Origin of the sequence: Microcystis sp. M083S1 (genome assembly GCF_020246405.1) — a bacterium.
In the GTDB taxonomy this organism is placed as follows: domain Bacteria; phylum Cyanobacteriota; class Cyanobacteriia; order Cyanobacteriales; family Microcystaceae; genus Microcystis; species Microcystis aeruginosa_C.
Genome location: NZ_JADBTB010000116.1, coordinates 1 through 23821 on the forward strand (window position 1 = coordinate 1; position 23821 = coordinate 23821).

Annotated in this window: 18 protein-coding genes; 5 read left to right on the forward strand and 13 right to left on the reverse strand. The window is 42.5% G+C overall.

The annotated features are described in order from the left end of the window. The coding region (locus tag IM450_RS12080) for a type II toxin-antitoxin system YhaV family toxin (protein ID WP_287720628.1) at nucleotides 1-271 on the forward strand (271 nt) is incomplete at its 5' end. Between the two features lie 480 nt (nucleotides 272-751). On the opposite strand, the gene IM450_RS12085 is transcribed toward IM450_RS12080, so the two are convergent. The 5 genes from IM450_RS12085 to speA all read right to left on the reverse strand — a co-directional run bounded on the left by IM450_RS12085 (nucleotide 752) and on the right by speA (nucleotide 8880). Further along, nucleotides 752-1312, reverse strand: a complete 561-nt coding sequence (locus IM450_RS12085) for a PIN domain-containing protein (protein ID WP_287670872.1) — start codon at nucleotides 1310-1312, stop codon at nucleotides 752-754. Beyond that, the gene (locus IM450_RS12090) at nucleotides 1296-1775 is read right to left on the reverse strand and encodes an excisionase family DNA-binding protein (RefSeq protein WP_287670870.1); all 480 of its coding nucleotides are present in this window, start codon (nucleotides 1773-1775) and stop codon (nucleotides 1296-1298) included. The genes IM450_RS12085 and IM450_RS12090 overlap by 17 nt, the downstream gene beginning before the upstream one ends. A gap of 185 nt (nucleotides 1776-1960) precedes the next feature. Further along, nucleotides 1961-4534, reverse strand: a complete 2574-nt coding sequence (locus tag IM450_RS12095; protein WP_287670868.1) for a DEAD/DEAH box helicase — start codon at nucleotides 4532-4534, stop codon at nucleotides 1961-1963. A 204-nt stretch (nucleotides 4535-4738) separates the two neighbouring features. Then, nucleotides 4739-6754: a ribonuclease catalytic domain-containing protein gene (locus IM450_RS12100; protein ID WP_287670866.1), complete on the reverse strand. Its 2016-nt coding sequence runs from the start codon at nucleotides 6752-6754 to the stop codon at nucleotides 4739-4741. An 86-nt stretch (nucleotides 6755-6840) separates the two neighbouring features. Next, entirely contained in the window at nucleotides 6841-8880 is a 2040-nt protein-coding gene (speA, locus tag IM450_RS12105) for a biosynthetic arginine decarboxylase (protein ID WP_287670864.1), read from the reverse strand. Nucleotides 8881-9191: 311 nt separating this feature from the next. Between speA and IM450_RS12110 the strand changes: the two genes are divergently transcribed. Further along, complete coding sequence (locus IM450_RS12110) at nucleotides 9192-9725, forward strand: DUF4330 domain-containing protein (protein ID WP_008200075.1); 534 nt, start codon at nucleotides 9192-9194, stop codon at nucleotides 9723-9725. 142 nt (nucleotides 9726-9867) lie between these two features. Further along, on the forward strand, nucleotides 9868-10458 hold the full coding sequence (gene recR, locus IM450_RS12115) for a recombination mediator RecR (protein ID WP_071839459.1): 591 nt from the start codon (nucleotides 9868-9870) through the stop codon (nucleotides 10456-10458). Between the two features lie 243 nt (nucleotides 10459-10701). Here the strand turns inward: recR and ctpB are convergent, their stop codons facing one another. The 3 genes from ctpB to IM450_RS12130 form a co-directional block, all read right to left on the reverse strand. Further along, entirely contained in the window at nucleotides 10702-12027 is a 1326-nt protein-coding gene (ctpB, locus tag IM450_RS12120; protein WP_353736996.1) for a carboxyl-terminal processing protease CtpB, read from the reverse strand. Nucleotides 12028-12169: 142 nt separating this feature from the next. Further along, nucleotides 12170-12589 (reverse strand): NUDIX hydrolase, encoded by a 420-nt coding sequence (locus tag IM450_RS12125; protein ID WP_004268900.1) that lies wholly within the window; start codon nucleotides 12587-12589, stop codon nucleotides 12170-12172. A 110-nt stretch (nucleotides 12590-12699) separates the two neighbouring features. Beyond that, nucleotides 12700-13398: a hypothetical protein gene (locus IM450_RS12130; RefSeq protein ID WP_004268899.1), complete on the reverse strand. Its 699-nt coding sequence runs from the start codon at nucleotides 13396-13398 to the stop codon at nucleotides 12700-12702. Nucleotides 13399-13487: 89 nt separating this feature from the next. Here IM450_RS12130 and folD point away from each other — a divergent pair, with 89 nt between their 5' ends. Further along, nucleotides 13488-14345: a bifunctional methylenetetrahydrofolate dehydrogenase/methenyltetrahydrofolate cyclohydrolase FolD gene (gene folD, locus IM450_RS12135; protein ID WP_287231891.1), complete on the forward strand. Its 858-nt coding sequence runs from the start codon at nucleotides 13488-13490 to the stop codon at nucleotides 14343-14345. Nucleotides 14346-14612: 267 nt separating this feature from the next. Next, nucleotides 14613-15623: a hypothetical protein gene (locus IM450_RS12140; protein WP_287670859.1), complete on the forward strand. Its 1011-nt coding sequence runs from the start codon at nucleotides 14613-14615 to the stop codon at nucleotides 15621-15623. 357 nt (nucleotides 15624-15980) lie between these two features. Here the strand turns inward: IM450_RS12140 and ppsA are convergent, their stop codons facing one another. From ppsA to IM450_RS12165, 5 genes are all read right to left on the reverse strand, one after another. Further along, complete coding sequence (ppsA, locus tag IM450_RS12145; RefSeq protein ID WP_287670857.1) at nucleotides 15981-18422, reverse strand: phosphoenolpyruvate synthase; 2442 nt, start codon at nucleotides 18420-18422, stop codon at nucleotides 15981-15983. A 367-nt stretch (nucleotides 18423-18789) separates the two neighbouring features. Beyond that, complete coding sequence (locus IM450_RS12150) at nucleotides 18790-19044, reverse strand: UPF0175 family protein (protein ID WP_002788303.1); 255 nt, start codon at nucleotides 19042-19044, stop codon at nucleotides 18790-18792. 73 nt (nucleotides 19045-19117) lie between these two features. Further along, on the reverse strand, nucleotides 19118-20566 hold the full coding sequence (locus tag IM450_RS12155) for a M16 family metallopeptidase (RefSeq protein ID WP_287670855.1): 1449 nt from the start codon (nucleotides 20564-20566) through the stop codon (nucleotides 19118-19120). Nucleotides 20567-21065: 499 nt separating this feature from the next. Beyond that, a complete protein-coding gene (locus IM450_RS12160) occupies nucleotides 21066-22628 on the reverse strand; it encodes an iron uptake porin (RefSeq protein WP_287670853.1) in 1563 nt (520 codons plus the stop codon). Nucleotides 22629-22898: 270 nt separating this feature from the next. Continuing rightward, on the reverse strand, nucleotides 22899-23462 hold the full coding sequence (locus tag IM450_RS12165) for a thylakoid membrane photosystem I accumulation factor (protein ID WP_287670851.1): 564 nt from the start codon (nucleotides 23460-23462) through the stop codon (nucleotides 22899-22901). Between the last annotated feature and the right edge of the window lie 359 nt (nucleotides 23463-23821).

A 23821-nucleotide genomic window follows, 5' to 3' on the forward strand; every position in this document is an offset into this window, starting at 1 on the left:
AGCTGCCATAGCAAAGTTAGCCTTTGATACTATTCCTCAAGACCCAACTCGCAGTGAGTATCGACTGGGAACTACGCTTGGAGACGATTACAAACACTGGTTTAGAGCCAAGTTTTTTCAGCAGTATCGACTGTTTTTTCGATATCATCAAGAGAGTAAAATAATTCTCCTCGCTTGGGTCAATGATGAAAACTCTAAGCGAGCTTATGAGAGTAGTACAGACGCTTATAGAGTCTTTAGGAAAATGCTGGCTCTTCTAGGTTCTGTGTGATCGGTTTAACTTACATAGGATCGATCGATCTTTGTGTCCTTTGTGTCTTTGTGGTTCGTTCCACCCCCTCGCTAGGAGAAATGTATCTTAGAATACATTTTACCCACCAAACCTAGGAGAGCCAAATGCTGGAGACCAGTCATCCTCCAGATGATTGGCATGACCTACTCAAAGAGGCGAAAAGTACAATTAGCCGTTTACGAGAAGCTGCTGAAACCGAAATTTAATGATAGATATGTCTGGACTTCCCCCATACAGACATACTAAAAAAAATTGAAAAGAGGCTACTGGGTACATTTTTCGCTTGAAAATGGCTTTACCGTTGACTGTATCTGGAGTAGAGCGATTCTGTAGAGTTGGCTGTATAGCGATCGCTAACTTGATCGTAACAGATAGTGTCATCAATCTCTAGAGTAAGCGATTCCCTCTGTAGCCATGTTTAGATAGCTAGTACATTTACACTGGAGAAGTTCAGTTATATCAAAGAATTTTAGTTATCTTTTGACAAAAATTAGATAAATTAGCTTTTTTATCTAAAAACTCTAGTAATTCAGCTAGAGATTTTTGAGGATTTTTATATTTCTCGACCTGCCGATTTAGACTGAATTTAATTTCTTCGGGATATTCATCGAACAAATGACTTAAAAAAGTATCAGGAGATTGAGCCTTTATACCCCAAATTTCTAAAGCTGACAGTGAAAAATCGGGAAGATTATTAGTTAAAATTAGATTAGCTTTAGCCATAACAGCAGTTGCTAGAACATGACGGTCTTTTAAGTCATTTGTCATTAACTCAATTAAACCAGATGGCACTTCAACCATGGCTTCGGGAAAGGCTGCTTTCATTGTCTCCACTAAATTAAGGGCTTTTATTGAAGTTATATTATATCGATTAATCAGATTGCGAGTTGTTTCTTCTAAAATTAATTTCGACCAGTAAGGGGAGTATAAACCTCGCCAAGCAATTGATAATAAAGTATCGCGTAAATACTGAGGAATAAGAACACAAGCATCTAAAACAACCCTAGGCTCTGCTGTCATCTAGGTTTAATTCCTCATCTTTTCTGTATAGTCCTTCCGCTTCAGTCATAGCCACAAGGTTATTTAAAATTTGTTCTCTTTCTCGATATTTTCTCTCTTTATATATTAGCAAATCTTCTCGTTTTATCCGTCTATCACTGCCTACATTAGTCGATAAAATTTGCCTCTGTTCTAGTAATTTTATTAGATAAGAGTTAGAAACATTTAACAAGTTAGCCGCTTCTTCTATAGTTAAATCCTGAGGGGTAACATTTAACTGAATTACCTGTCCCGATGCTAAGGCAGCTACACTGTAACGAAGTACCATTAAAACCGATTCGGGAATATGGACATTTTCTCCCTGTTCAGTTACGAGTCTCGTCGGTATTTCTCTATTAAGCAGCTGATTTAATTGGGTTATTTGTTCAGTTTCTTCGGGTTCGACAACAAAATGAGTTGGGTCAAAATTAGAATATTTACTCATATCAGAGAATGACTCCACGCATTGATATTATTTCACCTCATTTTAACATACCAATCTGACAGGGGGACAAGAACCCTAAACCATGAGATCACATTTTATTATTTTTTCCACTTCCATCTAAAAATTGAGAAAAAAGCCAAACCCTCTATTACACCATAAAAAAATTATGCAAGAGGTCTATTCTTCTACTTTTTTTGAAAATACTTTTCAGAGTATTCTTTTTTCAAGGATTCAACATCAAGTTTATGGAAAACCAATAGTTCCTGCATCTTGGAGTCACTAATTTCAGTGAGAGAATAGTCTTTAAACTCCTTGAAAAAGGACTTGACCCTATCTCTCAAGGATTTAAGTGTTCCTTTTCTCATGATTTCAACTTCATGGGTAAAACTTCCTTGTTTTGAAACATTTTTTGTAGGAATGATGAGAATTCTTTTTACTTTATCTGTCTTATATTCTTGTTCAAACCATGCACAGTGATTATTCATTTGTCCAGTTTCAGTTTTATTTATCTCACTGCGTGAATCCTCGACTTCGCTCTTACATTCAAACATGAAATATTCATCATTTGAGACACACCAAAGATTGTCAGAGCCTTTTTTAAACTCCTTATCCGGTCTTTGACTTAAAAAACCGATCGCATAGCCTAAATCTTGAAGTGCTTTTTCAAATTTTTCTGAAGGCTGTCCAAAACTTAAATTTTCAAGTATCTCATTTACATCCATTGAAAGCTCTTGATAATTTTCATGCGAAGAAATCCAATCTCGAATTCGTTTTATTCTATTTTCGCTTATATAGCTTAATTTCTTATAATTAATACCTTCTCTAGGTTTCAGAAGCTGAGAATTATTTTTGAAAGCACTTTGTTGAGTATTATTAGAATCCACCTTGCTGATCTTATACTTGAATCGAGCAAGGGTCTGCAAATACCAACCCTTCTCTGCTTGATCTTCAGTACAGTACAAGTCAATTATTTTTTGCACATGGTTGATTGCACTTTCAGGATCATTTTGGACAAAGCTTTCCTCAGCCTTTCTTTCCAATTCTAGAATTTCCAGTATCTTACCTGTAGAAGATGGACTACTGTTAATGTTCGCATCCATTTTCTCTTTATAAAACTCTTTCCATCCATCGTCTCTTTTTAGACACTGGTTGATCAATTCAAGTATTACTTTTGTATAAGCATTACCGTTTTTTAGATCTTCTTCCTTTGCCATTTCAGAGACTTCTAGCCCAATCTCTATCTGTTTCCTTGTTTGAGATGAAAAAAATCTATTTGAGCTAGAACTTTTAAGGAATTTTACAAGATCATCTCCGATGATGAGAATAACACTGTAGTCCTTCTCGCCTCTTACACTCCTGCCAAGACCTTGTTCTATCTTCTGAGCAGCCCTAATATTGGTTAAGTCGCTATTCGATCTACATTCTTCTTCGTACCTCTCGGTTAATGACTCCGAATATGGCATAGAGTCAATAATGAGGAGCCTACAAGAATCATCTGGAAGATCTATTCCGTCGTAGCGATTGACAACTACTACTGTATTGCTATATTCACCTGATTTAAGCTTACTGACCTCTTCAAAGATATTTTCACTTTTGACAACTACAGAGCCTTGATTCTGATACACCTTTGCTTTATTGAAGCTAGAGGTAATTGCTACCAAGCCTGCTTTTCGACTAGGGCTTGGTTTAGAAAATCTGACAATAATGGAATCTCTATTCAACTCCTCATGGATGAGTGAGGGAATCAAGATCATTTTTTCACCTGACCACTTCTCTTGCTCTGGAGTAAGCGGATTAGTTATAGCTTGAACGTTTAATCCAAGACCTTTTAGAAAGAAAGAATCATTTTGTGTAGTTGCTGACATCAAGATTCTATGTTCAGCCTTGCTAAAAGTAGAAAACTGGTTAACTGGACTAAAATAAGTTGAAATTTCTAATTCTTTGCCACTAAAAAAGCATTGACAATTATCAATACTGTCTTTGATTAAATCCCAAGTGAACATTACTTTTGTATCACTTGTATATTCAATAATAATTTGTATAACTTCTGACTTTTTATCTTGCCAATTCCAATAAGGAACTGGCAAAAAAGTTGTGCTTTCGCCATTCTTTATCTCAAAAAAACTGCCTTCACCTTGCTCTCTTAGATCGTCTTCAAACAGTTGAAACAAACGTTGATAGAGATGATGAGAATTGTTTACTTTTATTTTAAAGGATTCGTTTATGAAATCTATACAGGCGTGTGAGTCGTCTAAAATAATCGTGTTTACTTTAGTGAATTTTCCGCCAATTCCGAAAACTGACTTCCCGTTGAAAACTTTCTGAACGTGCGTGATTAATATCTTCTCTGAGTTTAGAAATTGATCAGGCAGAGAATTGCTGCTATCAATAGTTACATATCCAATGCCAAATTTTTCTGCTTCTTGGCAAGTTTGTTTCACCAAGTATTTGTTGGGACACACATATAGACAGGGACCTTTCTTTTGATTCAGTTTAGATTGAAGGATCAACAAACCAATCAAAGTTTTACCTTGCCCAGTATGCAACTTTAAAGCTAAATCTTTATCGTCTTTACGATTCAACCACCAGTTCGTTAGAATTTCTCTTTGCACTGGACGCAAAGGACCAGTCTCGCTCCTTCTGTCTAGCTCATCATAAATTTCAACGGGATCTACTTTTTTCTCAATTGATTTCAAACCCAACTTCTTCTTAAAATCAACCATTTCTAACCCATCTATGGAACTATCGCTTGGCAACAAACACTTTAATTCTAGCAGATCTCTTTTGATAATGCTCCCTTTTCAGCACCTGCAAAACACTACATCAAAGTACAATCAAGCTCTACATTATGGACACCAACAGATAACCTCTGAAGGAGCGTCACAATTCAGGAATCGAGGGATAACTAAAAACTCACATCTGATAACTGATCACTGATAAGTGACTCCTTTTTGCCTGACAGATTAACTTGCTTGGGAGGAGACAAAACCCGATAACTCGCGAAAACGGATCTCATCGCGGTGGGGATCAGAGCGACTAACTTGTACTTGAAAGCGATCGCCTAAAGATACCGAGCGCTCAAAACGATGGGGTAATTCTAACCCCAATTCCTCCAATAAAATCAAGCCTAAATTTTCCTCTTCCCGCAGCCAGCGCAACACCAAAGCTTGCCAGACTTGATCTCCCTGTCGTCGCAGAAATTCCAAACTCCAATAACGATTAGTTTGTCGTTCCACCGAGGTGGCTTCCAGGGCCGAACTAGCGACACTATAGAGAATTTCCTGCATTCTATCCCGGGTAAAAGGCAGTTTATCGCCCCGGAGATGGGCTTTTAGTTGAAAATGGGTCAAAAGGTCAGTATAACGGCGAATTGGCGAAGTTACTTGGGAATAGGTATTCAATCCCAGACTAGCATGACGGTTAGGAATCGTCGTCATCTCACTGCGCGGCATACAGCGACGCAAGGCACAGGAACGCACAGGGCCCGCAGGTAGTAAAATTAACTCCTCATCGGGGGGTAATTCCGGTTGTGGTTGTCCGCGGAAAGGCACGGGGATCTCGTGTTCCTGACAGTAGCGACCGGCGATTTCTCCGGCTAAAATCATCATTTCCGCCACTAATTGCCGAGATGGAGAAACTTCCTGCAATTCTACGATAATTTCGTCGTTATCCTTCACCTTAATCGATGATTCTGGCATTTGGATGTTAATCGATCCCTGAGATTTGCGCCAGGCGTGGCGTTGTTTTGCCCAACGGTTGAGAATCTTCACTTCCGGTTCATGCTGCAGATCCAGATGTAACATTTCATCCACATCTTCGTAGGTGAGGCGATAGGTAGGTTTAATTGTACTAGGATGGATGCGATAATCGGCGATCGCCCCTGTTTCATCGAGGATTACCCCAAAACTCAATGCGGGACAAAGTTTACCCTGTACCAAACTCATTGGACCGGCGGCCAACTCTAGGGGAAACATGGGAACCATTCCCGTGGGAAGATAGAGACTGGTACTGCGACGACGCGCTTCTAGGTCTAATTCATCATCGGGAAGCACTAAACGGCTAGGATCGGCAATATGAATCCAGAGACGATGACCACCATCCGCGAGAATTTCTACCGATAGTCCGTCATCGATTTCCTCGGTACTTTCATCGTCGATGGTATAAATTTTTTGGTGGGTTAAATCGAGACGATTGTTGACATCCGCATCCGCAGGGGGATTGAGTAAATTAAGACGCGCCACATCAAGTACCTTTTTCGAGAATTGAACGGGGTAGGAACTGCGTCGCAGGAAAAGGTTTTCGTGACTACTCCACCATTTCAAATCGACTAACAATTCAAAAGCAGCCTCGGGGGTTTGGGAACGGCCCAGCAGCGAGAGTATGTCCATGGCTGCTGGATATTTTTGTTCGGGTTGGAGGATAAATTTTTCTAGAGATTCCAGACGAATTCGATCGCTTTCTGACCATTCTACCGTTTCACCGGCCAGGGCCTGTTGGAGACGTTGGAGAAATTGGCTTTTTTCCCGTTGACGCTGTTGTTCCACCTCTAGCTGGTGTTTGATTTCCTCTACCTGATTTTCCGATCGGGCCTCGTAACCATCCCCTTTATTTTTAAAATAAACTTTATCATCACTCAAGAGACAATGGGCCGCATAGCAAAACTGTGGACCGCGATCGGAAAAGAGGATCTCGGCCATGGTTTCGGGAGTGACTAACTGATTTTCCCCGGCCAATAATTCCCAGGCCACTTCTAAACCACTAGGATCTAGATAGGGTTGGACTTCCCGCAGAAAATTGCCAATCTCTTTATAGTTGGATGGACCTGCTTTGATAATGTAATCGAAGCGTTGGGGACGCAGTTTATGCGGGTTTCCCCCTTGATCGATGACGATCCAATCTTTTTTCCCTTCTGGGCGATCGATCACCCCTAAGCGCCTTTCTCCTTGCACTCGAAATTCTACCAGCGTTCCCTTTTCCACTGTTTTCCTTTACTGCCTATCTATTTTGTCTATTTTGTCTATTTTCTATCATCCTCGATCGATTACTCGATCTGCAAGAGCAATCATCAATCCCCACCCACTAGATAGGTATAACGCCGCAAACTGCGTTCATAATCCTGTAGGAGTAATTGGGATTCTTCCACAGTCATGCGATTTTCCTGCAAAGCTTGTTCACAACGAAGACGAATTCTTTCTAACAGGTCTTCCGCAGAATACTGCACATAACCTAATACTTCCGTGATCGTATCTCCTTTGACTAGATACTCGATATCGTATCCCTTGGGACTCATCTGAATATGTACCACGTTAGTATCGCCAAAAAGATTATGTAAATTGCCCATAATCTCTTGATAAGCACCCACCAGAAACATTCCTAGATAATAGGGTTCTGGAGAATGTTTACCGTTTTTGTACTCCAACGGATGCAATTCTAAAACGGATTTTACGTCCCCGCGCAAATCGATAAACTGGGCAATTTTCCCGTCACTATCACAGGTTAAATCTGCGAGAATGCCTCTTTGGGTAGGCTCTCGATCGAGACGATGGATCGGCATAATTGGAAATAGTTGATCGATCGCCCAACTATCGGGAACTGACTGAAAAACCGAGAGATTGGCATAATAAATTGAGGCCATAATTTGCTCTAAGTCTTCCAAGTCATCGGGAACATAATCCTGTTGTCGGGCCACTTGCAGAATTTTGTGACAACAAGCCCAGTACAATTGTTCGGCTCTAGCTCGTTCCTTGAGACTGAGATAACCGAAATTAAACAGACTAATCGCCTCCTCTTTGAACTGTCCCGCATCGTGATAAGCTTCCTGATAATTGCGCTCATCGATACCCGTGTAGGTTTCCCAGAGATTACGGAGGATGAGGTGTTCTTTCCCATTGCAGGGATCGGGGGGATTTTGGGGAACCTCGCTACTACCCAGGATATCAAAGACTAACACCGATTGATGAGAAGCGATCGCCCGTCCACTTTCACTGATGAGAATTGGGGATGAAATCTGGGCATCTTCACAAGCTTCCTTGACCTCAGCCACGATATCATTGGCATAATTCTGCATATTGTAGTTTTTTGAGGCGTAGAAGTTAGTTTTTGAGCCATCGTAATCGACCCCTAAACCACCCCCCACATCGAGATAGGTCATATTTGCCCCTAATTTCGCTAATTCCACATAAATCTGACTAGCTTCGCGAATGGCATCCTTAATAACGCCAATAGCGGAGATTTGCGACCCGATATGATAGTGCAGCAGTTGCAGACAATCTAACATCCCCGCTTGTTCTAATTCCGTCACCACCGTTAAGATTTCCGGGACGGTTAAACCGAATTTTGCCCGGTCTCCCGTGGAACATCCCCAACGGCCCACCCCTTTTGTCCCCAGTTTCGCGCGCACTCCCAAATGAGGGGCAATTCCTAACTGACGACTGACGCGCAGGGTTAAATATAATTCTTCCAATTGTTCGATGACAATCAAAGGCCGATGACCGAGACGAGTGGTCAACAGGGCAGTTTCTAGGTATTCTTTGTCCTTATAGCCATTACAAATTAGCAATGGTTGTGTTTTGTCATTTTTGCCGTTTAAGGCAGGTTCTAGGGTCGCTAAAGCAATCATTAGCTCAGGTTTTGAACCAGCCTCCAGCCCAAATTGATAGGGTTTGCCAAAACGAACTAAAGACTCGACGATGTGACGGTGTTGATTGCACTTGATCGGATAGACACCGCGATAGACGTTGGCATAATTATAACGGGCGATCGCTCGGCTAAAACAGGCATTCAGGCGCTCGATCCGATCCTCAAGGATGTCACTAAACCGAATCAACAGGGGTAAACCGATATTCCGCCGCTTAATCGCCGAAACTAACTCGTATAAGTCCAAAGAACCGCCCCTTTCTCCCTGGGGCGAGACGGTAATATTTCCTGCGGCATTGATCGAGAAATAGGGTTCTCCCCAGCCTTGGATGCGATAGAGATTTTCGCTATCTTCGATCGACCAATGTTTAACGGGGGCAACTTTTTCGAGGTTGTTACCGTCAGAAGGGGTCAGATCCACTGGAGATAATTGCTTTTCCTGTTTCTTAAGTTGAGTTTTACCCGCCATTGTCTATCGATCGCTCCGTGTGAGACTCCGATCTTCTATCTTAAGTCAGACTTCCTGTCCGCGACCAAGATTCCGATCGTGATAGAATCTATTAGCCCTTAGGAGGCAGGATTCAGGAGACAGGCTTCGGCCGTGAGATCAGCCGAACGGAGACAGGAGGCGGTCGGCAGGAGATAGGAGATTATTTGTATTTTCTCCCCATCCCCCATCACCCTAGGGTTGATTCATAGTAGGGTTGATTCATGAATCAACCCTACCCATCACCCCGTTCCCCTGTTCCCTTCTCCCAAAAATTTTATAGTGAACCGCTTATGAATTTATTAGACTCAAAAGGACGTTTATTCGGTAAATTTAGCTTGCTTGATATCGGAGCGGCCTTAGTAATTTTATTGACAATTATCGGTATTTTTGTTGTCCCGGGGACGAGTGGTAAAAGTACGATCGCTCAAGTTACCAAAGAACCCATAGAAGTGGATGTTATTGTCCGGGGTTTAAGTGTTCTCAATCCCAATGCTTTGATTAATCAATTCAATACCGAGAAGAAAACTAATATTGTTATTCGTAATCAACCGGCCGGTCAAGTGGATATAAAAAATGTTAAACCTTTATCGAGAAATGTCTTAGTTCCGCAGCCGGATGGTAGTGTGAAAGTCCTACCTGACCCCCGCACGGAAAACTATTCTCAAGATATGATCATGACTCTCAGTGGTCAAGCGGAAGTTACTGATACTGGTGCGGTTGTTGGCGGTCAAAAGGTGAAAATTGGCACTTTAATCGAGTTAGAAGGAGATAATTATAATTTCAACACCAGTGTTATCGATGTCCGTTTACCAAAAAGGTCTTAATCAGTGAGCAGTGACCAGTAATCAGTGAAAAGACAGTAGGAAACTTCTATTTAACACTGCTCACTTGAAAACTCAAATCTGATAACTGATAACTTACCCACTGATAACTGATAACTGATAACTGATAAGAGGATTAACTGCTATTTATACACCGCCTTTAGCTCGTTTGATCGAGCAGTTACAAAAATTACCCGGAGTCGGACCCAAAAGCGCCCAACGTTTGGCCCTGTATATTCTCAAACGACCGGAACAAGATGCGCTCGAATTGGCCCAGGCGATCGTAGCAGCGAAAAAACAAGTAGGATTATGTCAGGTTTGTTTCCATCTTTCGGCCGAACCGATTTGTGAAATTTGCCGCAATCCCAACCGAGAAACGGGGACTATCTGTGTGGTAGCTGACTCCAGAGATGTGATTGCTTTGGAGAAAACTAGGGAATATTCGGGCAAATATCACGTTTTAGGGGGTGTTATCTCACCTATGGATGGCATTGGACCGGATCAATTAAATATACAGTCTTTAGTCACCAGAGTCAGCCAGAAAAAAATTCAGGAAGTTATCTTAGCTATCAGTCCCAGTGTCGAGGGGGAAACCACGACTTTGTATATCGGGGGTTTACTAAAACCCTTCACTAAAGTTACCCGTATCGCTTTTGGGTTGCCCATGGGCGGCGATCTGGAATACGCTGATGAAGTAACCTTAGCGAGAGCTTTAGAAGGTCGTCGGGAATTATAGAGCAGGGTGTGAGGTTTTGATCAGGTTACTTTTTGGCGAATAATCGAGCATTTGTAATCTAAGATACAGTTTTATACTGCGTCTTATGCTTAGGTGCATAATTTGTAGCTGCAGAAATCTTTGGGCGGGAATCACGAGCAACTGCACGGGAGCGAGAGAGAGCGCTGTTAAATGCTTTAAAGGCCGTTCTAGAATCGCCATTTCGCCGAGACAGTCGCCGTTTCCCCAGATTTTCTAGGACGATTATTCGGCCCGACTACTCAAAGGGTTATTGAGATTGCTAGTGCCGGGACGTTTAACATTATGGGATTGTAGGAGTGAGATCGCCTGTTGGTACTGGGGATCATCCTTAGTTCCCAGCAAAGAAGGATCATCGCGGAAGCGCAGCTGTTGTTCCTGGGTTAACTCGATCTGCACATCGGGTTTAATGCCTTTTTTGTAGATATTTTCGCCGTTGGGGGGATAATAACGGGCAATTGTCACCGCTAAACCAGAACCATCGGAAAGGGTGTGTACCGATTGGACGGTACTCTTGCCATAAGTCGATGTACCTACTAAAGTCGCCCGGCCATTTTCTTTTAGTGCTCCGGCGAGGATTTCGCTGGCGCTGGCGGAACCTTTATTAACCAAGACTACTAGGGGTAAATCGGTAATAGCGGTGTTATTGGCGATAAATTGGCGATCTCCGCCCCGTCGATCGATGGTGCTAACGATTTTGCCCTGTTTCATCCACATACGAGCGATATCGACACTAGCAAATAGTAACCCGCCGGGGTTGCCCCGCAGATCGAGAACATAGCCGGATACCTGTTGTTGACTTAATTCCTCGATCGCCTGTTTCATTTGTTCGGCTGCGTGGGAACTAAATTCATCCAGTTTGATATAACCAACTTTCACCCCACCTTCCTGTTTAAGGGTATAGCTAACCGAGGGAATTTCGATATCTACCCGGGTCAAAGTCACTTCAAATACCCCTTGATCGGGACGGGCAAGCTGTAAACTAACGCTAGTACCCACTTCTCCCTGTAGTGCTTCCATTGCCTGTTCTAAGGTCATTAAAGCGGTGGGTTTGCCGTTAATTCTGATCAGGCGATCGCCGCTTTTCACTCCCGCTTCCTTGGCGGGGGATTTTTTCACCGTATCGACAACGACCAGATCGCTAGTGCGTTTATCGAGAGCTAAACGTACCCCAATTCCCGATAATTCTCCAGAAGTTTGACTGGTGAGGACAGAAAATTCCCTAGGAGTTAAAAAACGGGTATAAGTATCACCCAATTCCTTTAAAGCTTCCCGGATTGCCGTGTAAGCTTGTTGGGGATTAGTATAATTTCTGCTTAACAATTCTTGACGTTTTTTTTGCCAATCAATTTGATGAAAACTACGATCTACAAATTCATTATTAACAATTTGCCAAACCTGGTCGATGACCGCTTTCGGGTTATCTTCTAAGGGTTTTTCCCCTTTGGCTGCGGGGGTAAAGACCATCAGGGAACTAACTGCTAGGGTAGCGATCGCACCTCCAGATAGGAGTTTCTGCACGGAAACGAACGAGGGACGCGACTGGTTCATAAAGACAAAGCCAAAATAAGATTGACGTTTAGATAAAGCCATTCAAAAAGCGGGAGCATTTTGCCTTCGAGGGAGGTGAGGAGCGGTGTTAACTACGACTTTCGTATAGATAGGGGAGTTCCTTGTCTGGCTCTAATATCCACTATAATTCTACTTCTAGAAAATCGAGTAATATCTGGCGATGAATTTTTCCTAAAGAACGAGTCTGATTAATCTTCTCGGAATAGTATTCCCCTTGACGGATGGCAGCCTGGGGTAATAATGCTAAATCTTGCCCTTCCGTTTGCACTAATTTTTTTAATTCCAGGGTCAGGGGTACATGATAAAGATAACGGGAGAGATTATCATCGTTATAAGAGCGAAAATAGCGTAAACTAGGGGCTTCGTAGTTAATTTCTTCTTTTAACTCTCGTTTTAACCCTATTTCTGGACTTTCACCCGCTTCTAAGTGACCACCAAATAAACCCCACACCCCCGGATAGAGAATCGTCGGGATGTCGTCGCGCAACTGCATTAAAAAGCGACCGTCCTGTTCTAAAATCGCCAAAGCAACAAATATCATCAGTTATCAGTTATCAGTTGTCAGTTATCAGTTGTCAGGAGATTATTTGTATTTTCTCCCCACTTCATAATTCATAATTCATAATTCATAATTCCCACACCTAACCCTAGCTATTTCTCGCTTTGTTTATGGGGTAAAAAGAAAGCATCGAGGGGATCTGGGATGGGTTTAACCACTGCGGGGGGTTTGGGGGGAATCGCTTCCGCGACGGGTTGCGCGGGGGGATTGGGTTTAACGGGGGTAACGACGGGAGTTGCTGGGGGTTTTGTTTCAGCTGCGCTGGGAATTGTCACCTGTCGGGGATTTTCGAGGGGTTTAGTGGAGACTGGGGGAGAATTATTTTCTGGGGGTTTAACTTCTGAGGTGGGGGAAGGTTTAATTTCTGGGGACGGGGAAGGAGTGGGAACCGAATTAACTGCTACTGCATCCATCTGTTCTAATTCCACCACATACAATTCGTTAACGCTTTGGGAACCCTGGGGAATAACTTCAAAGTCAATTTTGCCCTTAATGACGATTTCTTCGCCTTGACGGGGTAATTTATTGCTATTGGTGCGAATCCAAATCTTGCCCGAACCATCCTGCAAAAGATAGGCTCCTCCCGCTAAAAAAGGGGCATAATTGCTCACAGTTCCCCTAAGATAAACTAAAGCACCTTTTGGTTTTTCCTGTAATTGCTCGATCGCTGTTAGGGGAGGATCACCGATGTAGGGAACGGCAATACCGAGGTCAGCAAGGGTACTACAACCGAATAACCCTAGCAATAATAATAAACTGCCGATGCGCCCTACACGAGTCTGAATAGACATTCTTGCTTTAACCTTAACGAGTGCGATTAGCCAATCTTTTTGACCATAGAATAGATCCGAAAGATTTTTGTTCTCGGTATTATCATAGAATGTCCGTAACTACTTGCCAAATTCTCGACGGGAAAGCCTTAGCTCAAAAAATCCAGCTTGGTCTAGGAGAGCGCATCCAGACGCTAAAATCTCCAATGGGAAGACCTCCGGGGTTAGCGGTGTTGATGGTGGGGGATAATCCCGCTAGTGCCGTTTATGTCCGCAATAAGGAGAAAGCTTGTACTAAAATCGGTATGGCCTCTTTTGGTCGTCATTTTCCAACCGATACAAATGAACTAGAAGTTTTAGCGGAAATTGTCCGTCTCAATCAAGATGAGCGGGTGGACGGGATTTTAATTCAATTACCTTTACCTAAGCATTTAGACGCGGTTTCCCTTCTCTACCAAATTGACCCGAAAAAAGATGCTGATGGTTTACATCCTCTCAATTTAGGCGGTTTAGTGCGGGGTGAGGACTGTATCCGCAGTTGTACTCCTGCGGGGGTCATGGCACTGCTGAAAGAATATAATATTCCCATAGCCGGTAAGCACGCGGTGGTACTGGGTCGCAGCATTCTAGTGGGGAAACCTTTAGCTTTAATGTTATTGGAGGAAAACGCTACGGTAACTATTGCTCACTCGCGCACGGAAAATCTGGCAGAAATAACCAGAAGTGCCGATATTTTAGTACCTGCGGTCGGTAAAGCGAATTTAATCACCCCGGATATGGTAAAACCTGGTGCGGTAGTGGTGGATGTGGGGATTAATCGCGTCGCTGACCGTTTGGTGGGGGATGTGGACTATGCTGGAGTTTTAGAAGTAGCTAGTTATCTTACTCCTGTACCGGGTGGTGTCGGTCCGATGACAGTGGCAATGTTATTAAAAAATACCTTGTTAAGTTACGAACGCAAGTTATAAATCCTCAGCTACCAGCTATCAGCTATTCAGTGATTCGGCTCTCTTGGGTTCGGTGGGTAAAATCTATTCTAAAATACAGTCTTGCTGGCGAGTGCGTGGAACGAACCACAAAGACACAAAGGACACAAAGATTGATCGCTTCTATATAAGTTAAACTAATCACACAAAGAATAAGAGGGCCGTAATTCTACCGATACAATCCTTGATTTTTTTTTAACTATGTTGGTAGAATTTTACAAAACTGAATAAACTAGGAGCTTTTCGGTCATGATCTTTATTATCCCGATTATTCTTGGTGCGGCGGCCTTAGTTACTGCTGGTGTGGGAGTTAGTGCTGGTGCTGATGGTGTATCCAAGCTACAAAAGGCGCAAAAAATTGGCAAAAGTGCCGAACAAAGATATAAAAAAGCCAACAAATCCCTAGAAAAAAAGTTTCAAGCTACCCAAAAATTTGCGGAAGAATACGGTCAACTGCAAATTAATGTCAAAATCAACACCATCGGCAGATTTATTAAGTTTATTAGCAGAATTGATCAAAGAATAGGTCAAAGACTTGGTCAAAATTCTTCCCAATCCCATCAACGCTTCTTAGAAGGGTTTGAGGGATTTTCTGCCGAACAATTCAAGGAATATAAAGCAGAAGTGTTAGACGCGCAAAGTTTGGCTGTGGGGGGTTTAAAAGTAGTGGGAGTCGCTTCGGCAGCCAGTCAGGGAACCCTAGGATTAATTGGTCTTTTCGGTACTGCTAGTACAGGAACAGCAATTAGTGGACTTAGTGGGGTAGCGGCTTGGAATGCTACCTTAGCATGGTTAGGAGGTGGTTCTTTAGCTGCCGGTGGTGGTGGTATGGCCCTGGGAACAGTGGTTTTAGGAGGTATTACCGTCGGACCTGCTTTAATGATTGGTGGTTTTGTCTTAGGAGGAGAAGGGAAAAAGGCCCTAACTAAAGCTATCGAATACGCCAAGGAAGTGGATAATAAAATAGCTCAGTTAGATAAAAGTAAGGGTTTTTTAGGACAAGTTCAGCGCAGAATTAAGGAGTTACAATACCTCGTTCATAGTCTGAATAGTAGAGCTATTCAGAGTTTAACCGAACTGGAGTCACGAGCTAATTTTAATCCTCATCTAGAGGAAGATGCAGCCAAGTTTCGGGAGGTACTGCTTTTAATTAAAGCCTCATCGGAAATCATGAAACTATCCATCTTAGACGACAAGGGAAAATTAACTCAAGCAACGGAAAATCTCCAAGAAAAGTACCGCCATCTCTTAAAAAACTAATAATTATTCTTGAAAATCTATGAATGTTATCAACTGGTGGATCGATATTTATTCTCTGGTGATAATCAAAAACTTTCCTTAATTTTAGAAGAAATTACCATCTTATTTTGCTCTATTTATTGGAGAATTTCAGTCAATTATCGACGGTAAAAGCCGCGTTAAAGGATGCTAATCACTGTTGGGAATTTTAATTAATTACCCCTCAATATCTAATACTAAATCTGGTTAGTAAAAACTGATTATTTATTCTCCCTTTTGCCTGAGTGCCTGTCCTGATATGTAGCCTATACTCGACGGATTTAGTATTACTTATATCAAGACAAAAAAAGGTGGGACTTGCCCACCTTTGTCACTAAACTATTGTCCTTGCTCCACTGCTGCCACCATCAATAAAGTCTTGAGGACAGAATCAGGATTAAGACTGATGGAATCGATGCCTAATTCCACTAAAAATTGAGCGAATTCGGGGTAATCACTGGGGGCTTGACCACAGATACCGATTTTGCGATTATGGACTTTAGCGGTTTCAATGGCCATTTTCACCATGCGTTTAACTCCCTCATTCCGTTCATCAAAAAGATGGGCAACTAGGGCAGAATCCCGATCTAATCCTAAGGTTAATTGGGTCAAATCATTAGAACCGATCGAAAATCCGTCAAACACCTGAGCAAATTGGTCGGCAAGAATTACATTACTTGGTAACTCACACATCACATAAACTTGCAAACCATCAACCCCGCGTTCGAGACCATTTTTCGCCATTTCTTCAAGGACTCTCATCCCTTCTTCGGGGGTACGACAGAAAGGAATCATCGGAATCACATTAGTTAATCCCATTTCTTCCCGGACCATTTTCAGCGCCCGACATTCCAAAGCGAAAGCCTCGCGATAATTAGGATCAGTATAACGGGAAGCGCCGCGCCAACCGATCATCGGGTTTTCTTCCTTGGGTTCAAAGGGTTTGCCACCCAATAAATTAGCGTATTCATTGGATTTAAAATCGGACATCCGCACAATTACATCTTTGGGGTAAAATGCGGCTGCAATCATGGCAATCCCCCGGGCCAATTTATCGACGAAAAATTGGGGTTTATCCTCGTAGTGTTTGGTTAATTCGGCGATTTGGTCTTTTACGTCTCCTTCTTCCAATTCGTGGAATTTCAGCAAGGCACTGGGGTGGGCCTGAATATGGTTAGCGATAATAAACTCTAGACGGGCTAAACCGACCCCTTGGGCAGGAATATCGGCAAAAGCGAAGGCTTTTTCGGGATTACCGATATTCATGAGGATTTTTGTCCGAGTTTGGGGCAAATTGTCCAGGGGAGTTTCGAGAATTTCAAAGGGTAGCAATCCGAGGTAAACTTTCCCTTCATCCCCTTCCGCACAGCAAACGGTGACTTCCTGACCGGTTTTAATCGTTTCCGTGGCATTATTGCAACCCACGATCGCCGGAATGCCCATTTCTCGTGCGATAATAGCGGCATGGCAAGTACGACCACCCTGATTAGTAACGATCGCGCTTGCTTGTTTCATAATCGGTTCCCAGTCGGGATCCGTGCGATTGGTGACGAGAACTTCTCCCGGTTTAAAGTTGTTGATTTTATCTACACTGAGGATGACTCTGGCTTTTCCTTGACCAATTGCCGCACCTACACTCCTTCCCACTGCTAAAACTTGACTTCTTTGCTTAATCTCGTAGGATTTAAGGATATTAGCGGCTTTTTGTGATTGTACGGTTTCTGGACGGGCCTGAACGATAAAGAGTTCTCCCGTGATCCCATCTTTTGCCCATTCGATGTCCATGGGGGTGTAGGTTCCGCGCACTTGCGAGTAATGTTCCTCGATTTGGGTCGTCCAACGGGCTAAAGTGAGGATTTCTTGGTCACTAATGCAGAATTGATCCTGTTCTAGCTTGTTAACTCGGATATTCTTGGTTAGACGAGATCCTCCATCATCGTAGATCATCTTGATGGCTTTACTGCCGAGGCGTTTGTCGAGGATGGGTTTGTAACCGTTTTTAAGAGTGGGTTTAAAAACCAGATATTCGTCGGGGTTAACGGCTCCTTGCACGACATTTTCCCCTAAACCGTAGGCTGCGGTGATTAAAGTGGCATTTTTGAACCCTGTTTCCGTATCGATGGAAAACATCACCCCGGAGGTGGCTAGATCTGAACGCACCATTTTTTGGACACCGACGGAAAGGGCGACGGAAAAGTGATCGAAACCGTTATGATGACGGTAGGAAATAGCGCGATCGGTGAATAAAGAGGCAAAACATTTATGGCAAGCTTCTAAAACTCCCCTCACCCCTTGCACGTTGAGATAGGTTTCCTGTTGTCCGGCAAAACTCGCTTCGGGTAAGTCTTCGGCGGTGGCGCTCGATCGAACGGCCACATCGATGGAATGATAGAGATCATCGCCATAACGTTCACAGAGTCGGCGATAGGCAATAGCGATCGCATGACTTAAATCATCGGGGAACGGTGTATTGAGGATTAATGTGCGTGCTTGTTTACCTTTTTCTTGCAGGTTCTGCACATCGTTTTCGTCTAAATCTTGGAAAATTTGTCTTAATTGTGCGTCTAGTCCGGCTTTTTCGACAAAGTGACGGTAAGCGTAAGCGGTGGTGGCGAATCCTGTGGGGACATTAATCCCTTTCGGGGTTAATTGTTGGATCATTTCGCCTAATGAGGAGTTTTTCCCACCGACTAATCCCACATCTTTGCTGTCTACTTCTTCAAACCACAGAATTAATGCTTGTTCTCTAGAGGTTCTCGCAACATCTTGTAGTAGCATCATAAGTATTTTTACCTCTGTAATCTATACTTTCAGTTTAGCTACATACCATCTTCAAAAATCCTTGAGTTTGATATTTATTTACAAAACTATATAATAGCCAAATCAGCCACGATAACCCTATCTCTAAAGGGTTTAATTGTCTAGCTACTTAACACAAAAATTAATAAACTAATCAGGAGTCTCAACAGTAACTTTCCTCAATGATAGCCTTAGTTATCTCAAAATAGTTACAGCAGTTATCTCAATGGTGAGATAGGAAGTTTTCGTTTTGGGGAGTCGGTCGTCAGCAGTCAGGAGTCAATACCAAATTAGGTTATACTTTTTTTTACGAGAAGGGCTGTAATTTAGCAATACGTCACCTTCAGTTTTAGGCATTTTCAAGGTCTGATAATAGTTCTTCTTCTGTCAAGTCAATCATCCCTACGCCAAAATCGGTCAATCTCAATAAAAAATTAACCCTATCCACTCCTAATAAATTGGCAGCCATACCGGACGAAATACGTTTCATCTCAAAGAGTTTTACTACCATAGCCCAGGTTGCTTCTCTCTCGAATTCCTCGCGGGTTTTTTGAAGAAAGTCGGGTAAATTTTCAGGATAATTTATTGTGAGTTGTAAAGTCATCTATCGTGCTATATTTATCTAATTTTTTTAGGTTGGATTTCACCTAGTTTAGCTCCATCCAACCTAGATTTATTTATAGTTGTGTAATGGTGACATCAACAGTTTTAACCGTAGTTCCCAAACTGGATAAAGGAGGTTGAATTTCCTGTTCATTACCCACTACTAGAGTCACAATTTGATTCGGTTGCAGATATTGTTGGGCCACTCGTTGAATATCGGCAATTGTCACCCCTTTTACCGCTTGTTGATAACGGAAGATAAAATCTTGGGGATAACCATAGTATTCATAGGTCATCAATCGCGATAAATTTTGAGCAGGTTTCTCAAACTTAAAAACAAAAGAATTGAGAATAGCATTTTTAGCATCTTCCAATTCTTTGGCAGTAACGGGTTGATTGCGAAGGCGCTCGATTTCGCCTAAAATTGCCTTAATAAAAGGTACGGTGGCATCGGTGCGAGTTTGACCTCCCGCAATAAATAAACCGGGATAATCATAACGACTATTCCAGATACCATAGACAGAATAAGCTAATCCTTGACGGGAACGTACTTCATTAAATAAACGACCACCAAAACCGCTTAAAATCTCATTTAATACCGTTAAAGCGGGATAGTCGGGACTATCCAAACGACCACCAAGATGACCTAATAAAACGCTACTCTGGGTTAATTGGGGTTGATTGACAATAAAGACACCTTGAAGATTTTTTTGGGTTGCCGAAGGGGTGACAATTTTAGGGGCAGTTGCGGGATTTTTCCAATCGCTAAAAGTCTTATTGATTAATGCTTTCATCGACTGAGAATCAAAATCACCGACAATTCCTAAAATTATTTGGTCGGGACGGACATAGGTACGATAAAAATCGATTAAATCCTGACGATCAATATTAGCTAAAGTGCTATATTCTACAGTACGAGCGTAGGGGCTACTATCACCATAGACTAGCTTTTTAAACTCCCGACTAGCAATATCACTGGGATCATCATTACGTCGAGCAATCGCTCCTTTTTCCTGAACTTTAGCTAATTCCACCCTCTGACTTTCAAAAGCTGGGGAACGCAAAACCTCGGCAAAGAGATTAAAAACTGCTTCTAAATCTTCACTAAGAGCGCTAAAACTAGCAGTTCCAGAGTTAAGATCGATCGAGGTTTCTACGAGGGCTGCTCTTTGTTCTAATAATTGATTTAAGACATTAGAAGGATGTTTTTCCGTGCCACCGCTACGCAGCACGGTTCCAGTAATATCGGCTAATCCGACTTTTTCCCCCGGTTCTAATCTTCCTCCCGTCCGAATCATCGCCGTACCACTCACTAAAGGTAAGCTCCGATCCTCCACTAAATAAACCACCATACCATTATCTAGTTGATAACGTTCGTATTGGGGAACTGTAACTTCAGGAAGGGGAGGAAAAGTTAAATCGGTAAAATGTCGCGGGGTTTGGGCAATTGCCGGGGAACGAAAAGCTAGGACACCCATCAGGGTGATAATGATTAAACCTAGCCATTGTAAGCGTTTTTTCATGATTTGAGTGAAAATTATCGAGAGGAATAGATAAGAGGGAGCAAAAGGCAAACTTAGCCGCTTTTTGCTTTTTACGGTAGTCCTCAAGAAGTAATGATGATAGAATAGTCGCTAAAAATCAAGTGTCTCTCCGCCATGCCTAATTGTCCAAAATCCCCTACGGATCGGGGGGATCTAGTATTTTATCCATCACTATAATTCCTCTTTGGATTTATCATTACTTGTTTAGCACTACCAATTTCCATCAGATTCTTGAGTATTTTCGTTCCCCCTACAAACCCATTCTAAACTAGGGGTCGGCATTGCTGCTCTGGCAGCACCTCATCAAAATGAGGCATGGGCAAGGGAACCCTTTGTTGGCAAAACTTGTCGATACCTCAGTAACGTGAAAAGTGCTATAGTTAAGGGTTTGGAATGTCGGAACAGCAGCCGGTCGTCGAGAGATGATGTCAAATCCCGTCATACTTTATCTTTATTTCTGACCGGCTGCCTAGACAAATCAGAAAGTAAAAGTCGTGCGGATAGTACCGATAACTAAGGTGGAATTGTTGTTATTTGAGTTAGGAGAAGTAATCACGATTACCCCAGGAGTAAGGGCAATATTATCGGTAAGTTTCCACTCATAAAATCCTTCGATATGAAAGGAAGTATCGGGATCATTAGTGGAACTGCCATCATTTAATCTAATACTAGAACTAGATACCCAGGGCTGCATACCAACAATAATACCGGCCGTATTTCCTTCCTTAAATAAATCAGGAAAAGCCAAAGTTACCGCCCAATTCCAGATATCTAAATCCCCGCGTTCTAGTTGTCCATCTAAGGTGCTAAGGGTGATAGCTTTTGTGTAACCACCCCAACCACCGAGGACAAAACCATCGACAATTCGCCAACTAAATTGTAAACCCAAACTATTATTAATGGTCGGGACAGCCTCCCCGAATAGTTCTTCGGTGAAAAATCGGAAATTCGAGCGCTGACTTCCCGTTCCCGTGTCTAATTGGTTATAACCATGAAAGTAGGATAAAGCAATGCCAAAATTATCGTTTGGAACATAACCCAGCTGCCCTAGGGCAGTATAGGAACCGTTAAATAAACCCGCTCCCGGGTTAGGATCGTTAGCATCCCCAGCAAGATAACCGGCGCTGAATTGCAAAGCCCCATAATTACCCTGTAAACCGAGTCCAGTTTGTCCGGGGGCAAAATAAAGGGGATTGCGAGTACCAAAAGCGGAAAGCGCCCCACTAGCACCATCTCCATCCAAAAAGTTGAGGGTATTGGTAAAGTCATCTTTAGCACCTCCCGTCGCTTCTAACCAGAGTTGGATATTTTCCGTGACGGGGAAACTGTAGTTTAAAACTTCTACCAATAAATCGTTGCCGTCCGGTTGGGTAAAGGCTAAGGTACTGGCAAAAGTTCCCGTGGTATCGGCTAAATCGGCAATATTTCCCGTTGCTAGACGGGTATAGAGTAAATCTTTGCCTGTGAAGCTAGTATTTAATTCTAAACGGGCCCGATAACCAAAAGCTGGTACTTGGGGAATCCCTTCACCACCGTTTTTTTCTCCTGTGGCTACCCCATATAATGCCATCACCACTTCCCCGGTTAATTTAGTAGTGGTGGAAAATTGATTATTTTCCAGAAAAGCGACTCGATTTTCTAAGTTATCAACTCTAGCCCCTAAGGCCGCTAATTCTGTCTCGAATTCCCTGACTAATCGCTTGATTTTGTCTAGATCTTCTTTTAATACCGCTACTCCTTCTTGAATCAATCTTTCTAGGGTATTTAAGCAGGCATTCAACCCGGCGGCAAATTCCCAACGAGTTAAAGCGCGTTCACCGCGAAAAGTGCGGTCAGGATAACCTACTATACAACCATACCTCTCCACGAGACTTCTTAAGGCCTCAAAAGCCCAGGCGGTGGGAGAAACATCCCGCAATTGATTCACCGTCGTCACCTGTGCCATGGGGTTACTAGAGAGGTTTTCGAGACTATTAGCCAGTACCGGACCAGAAAAACCCAGTAATATCGCTGCTGTTAGGAAATTTTGCTTTATTTTCATTGCTGTCTCCCACACCTACAAGAATGATTATTATTCTCAGTATAATTAGGTTAGCAAACTTTTTCCAGTCTGGCACTATTGCCAATATTTTTCAAGTGTTACTCCAGATAAAATCTGAATTGCCTAGCATTTATCGGTTCAAATAAATCTTAAATGATAATAAAAGCAATAAGTAAATAATTTTATTGTTCCTAAAAACAAGATAGAGACGCTGCTGACAGCATCTCTAAATGATTATTTTTGGTTCAATTGAGGATAAAAAGGAGGTAACTAGCGCAATTCAGCGTTAAACTCGTTAAAAGAGCGTCTTTTTAACTCTACCGATTCTGATCGAGGCAGAAGCTCAAAAACCTTTCTTAAGACATCATCCACATCTTCATATTTAACATTGCCCAAACCATCATAAACCACTTTACCCTGTTGGTCTAAAACCACCGTTTGGGGAACCCCACCACGATAATAGTAACCCGGTTCATCGGGACGATAGGAAGACTTTAAGGGGATAGAATCGACAGTAACAGGGATAATACTGGCGGCGCGACCGTAAAACTCTTGAAAACGGGAGACAATCGCCGCAAATCGCTTACAATCACTACTATCATCCAGATAATAGACGATTATAGCTGGAATTTTCCGTTGAAAAGTTTCCGCTAAATTTAAACGCGGTGGTACGAGGGAACCATTACCCGCATAGACCACAAAAATATTACCATCGAGGCGGTCGTCATCGATTCCCGCATAGGCACTAGGGGTTAGCCAAGGAGACAAACTCGTCAGAGCAACAATAAGAAAGACAAGACAGATCTGAAGACGCAGCCGATAACGAGATTTCATGATCAACAGGGTTAGAATATTAAGACAATTTTTAGTTTGACATACCCCACGCCTTAAACAGACGTGGATTCTTCTAGCATCACTGCTGTGAATTTCTGGCTCAACGAGTCCACTTGAATTAGATTCCTGGCGAAATCCCACCCAGAGGTGGTTCTCTCCTCAGACTTTCGCTCCCTTACAGAAGCCTGTTTTCCTATGCCCTAGGATACAGTTCAAAACCTCTAAAATAATTGGTTTCTCTGGTACTTGACGCTTAGAGCTTTTACCTATAGGAGCATTCCCCTATAGAACCCCATAACTCTAGTTTTCAAGGTGCGTTCATCCTGCGATGACTGGGTTTTTTAAGCGGTTGCTTACCC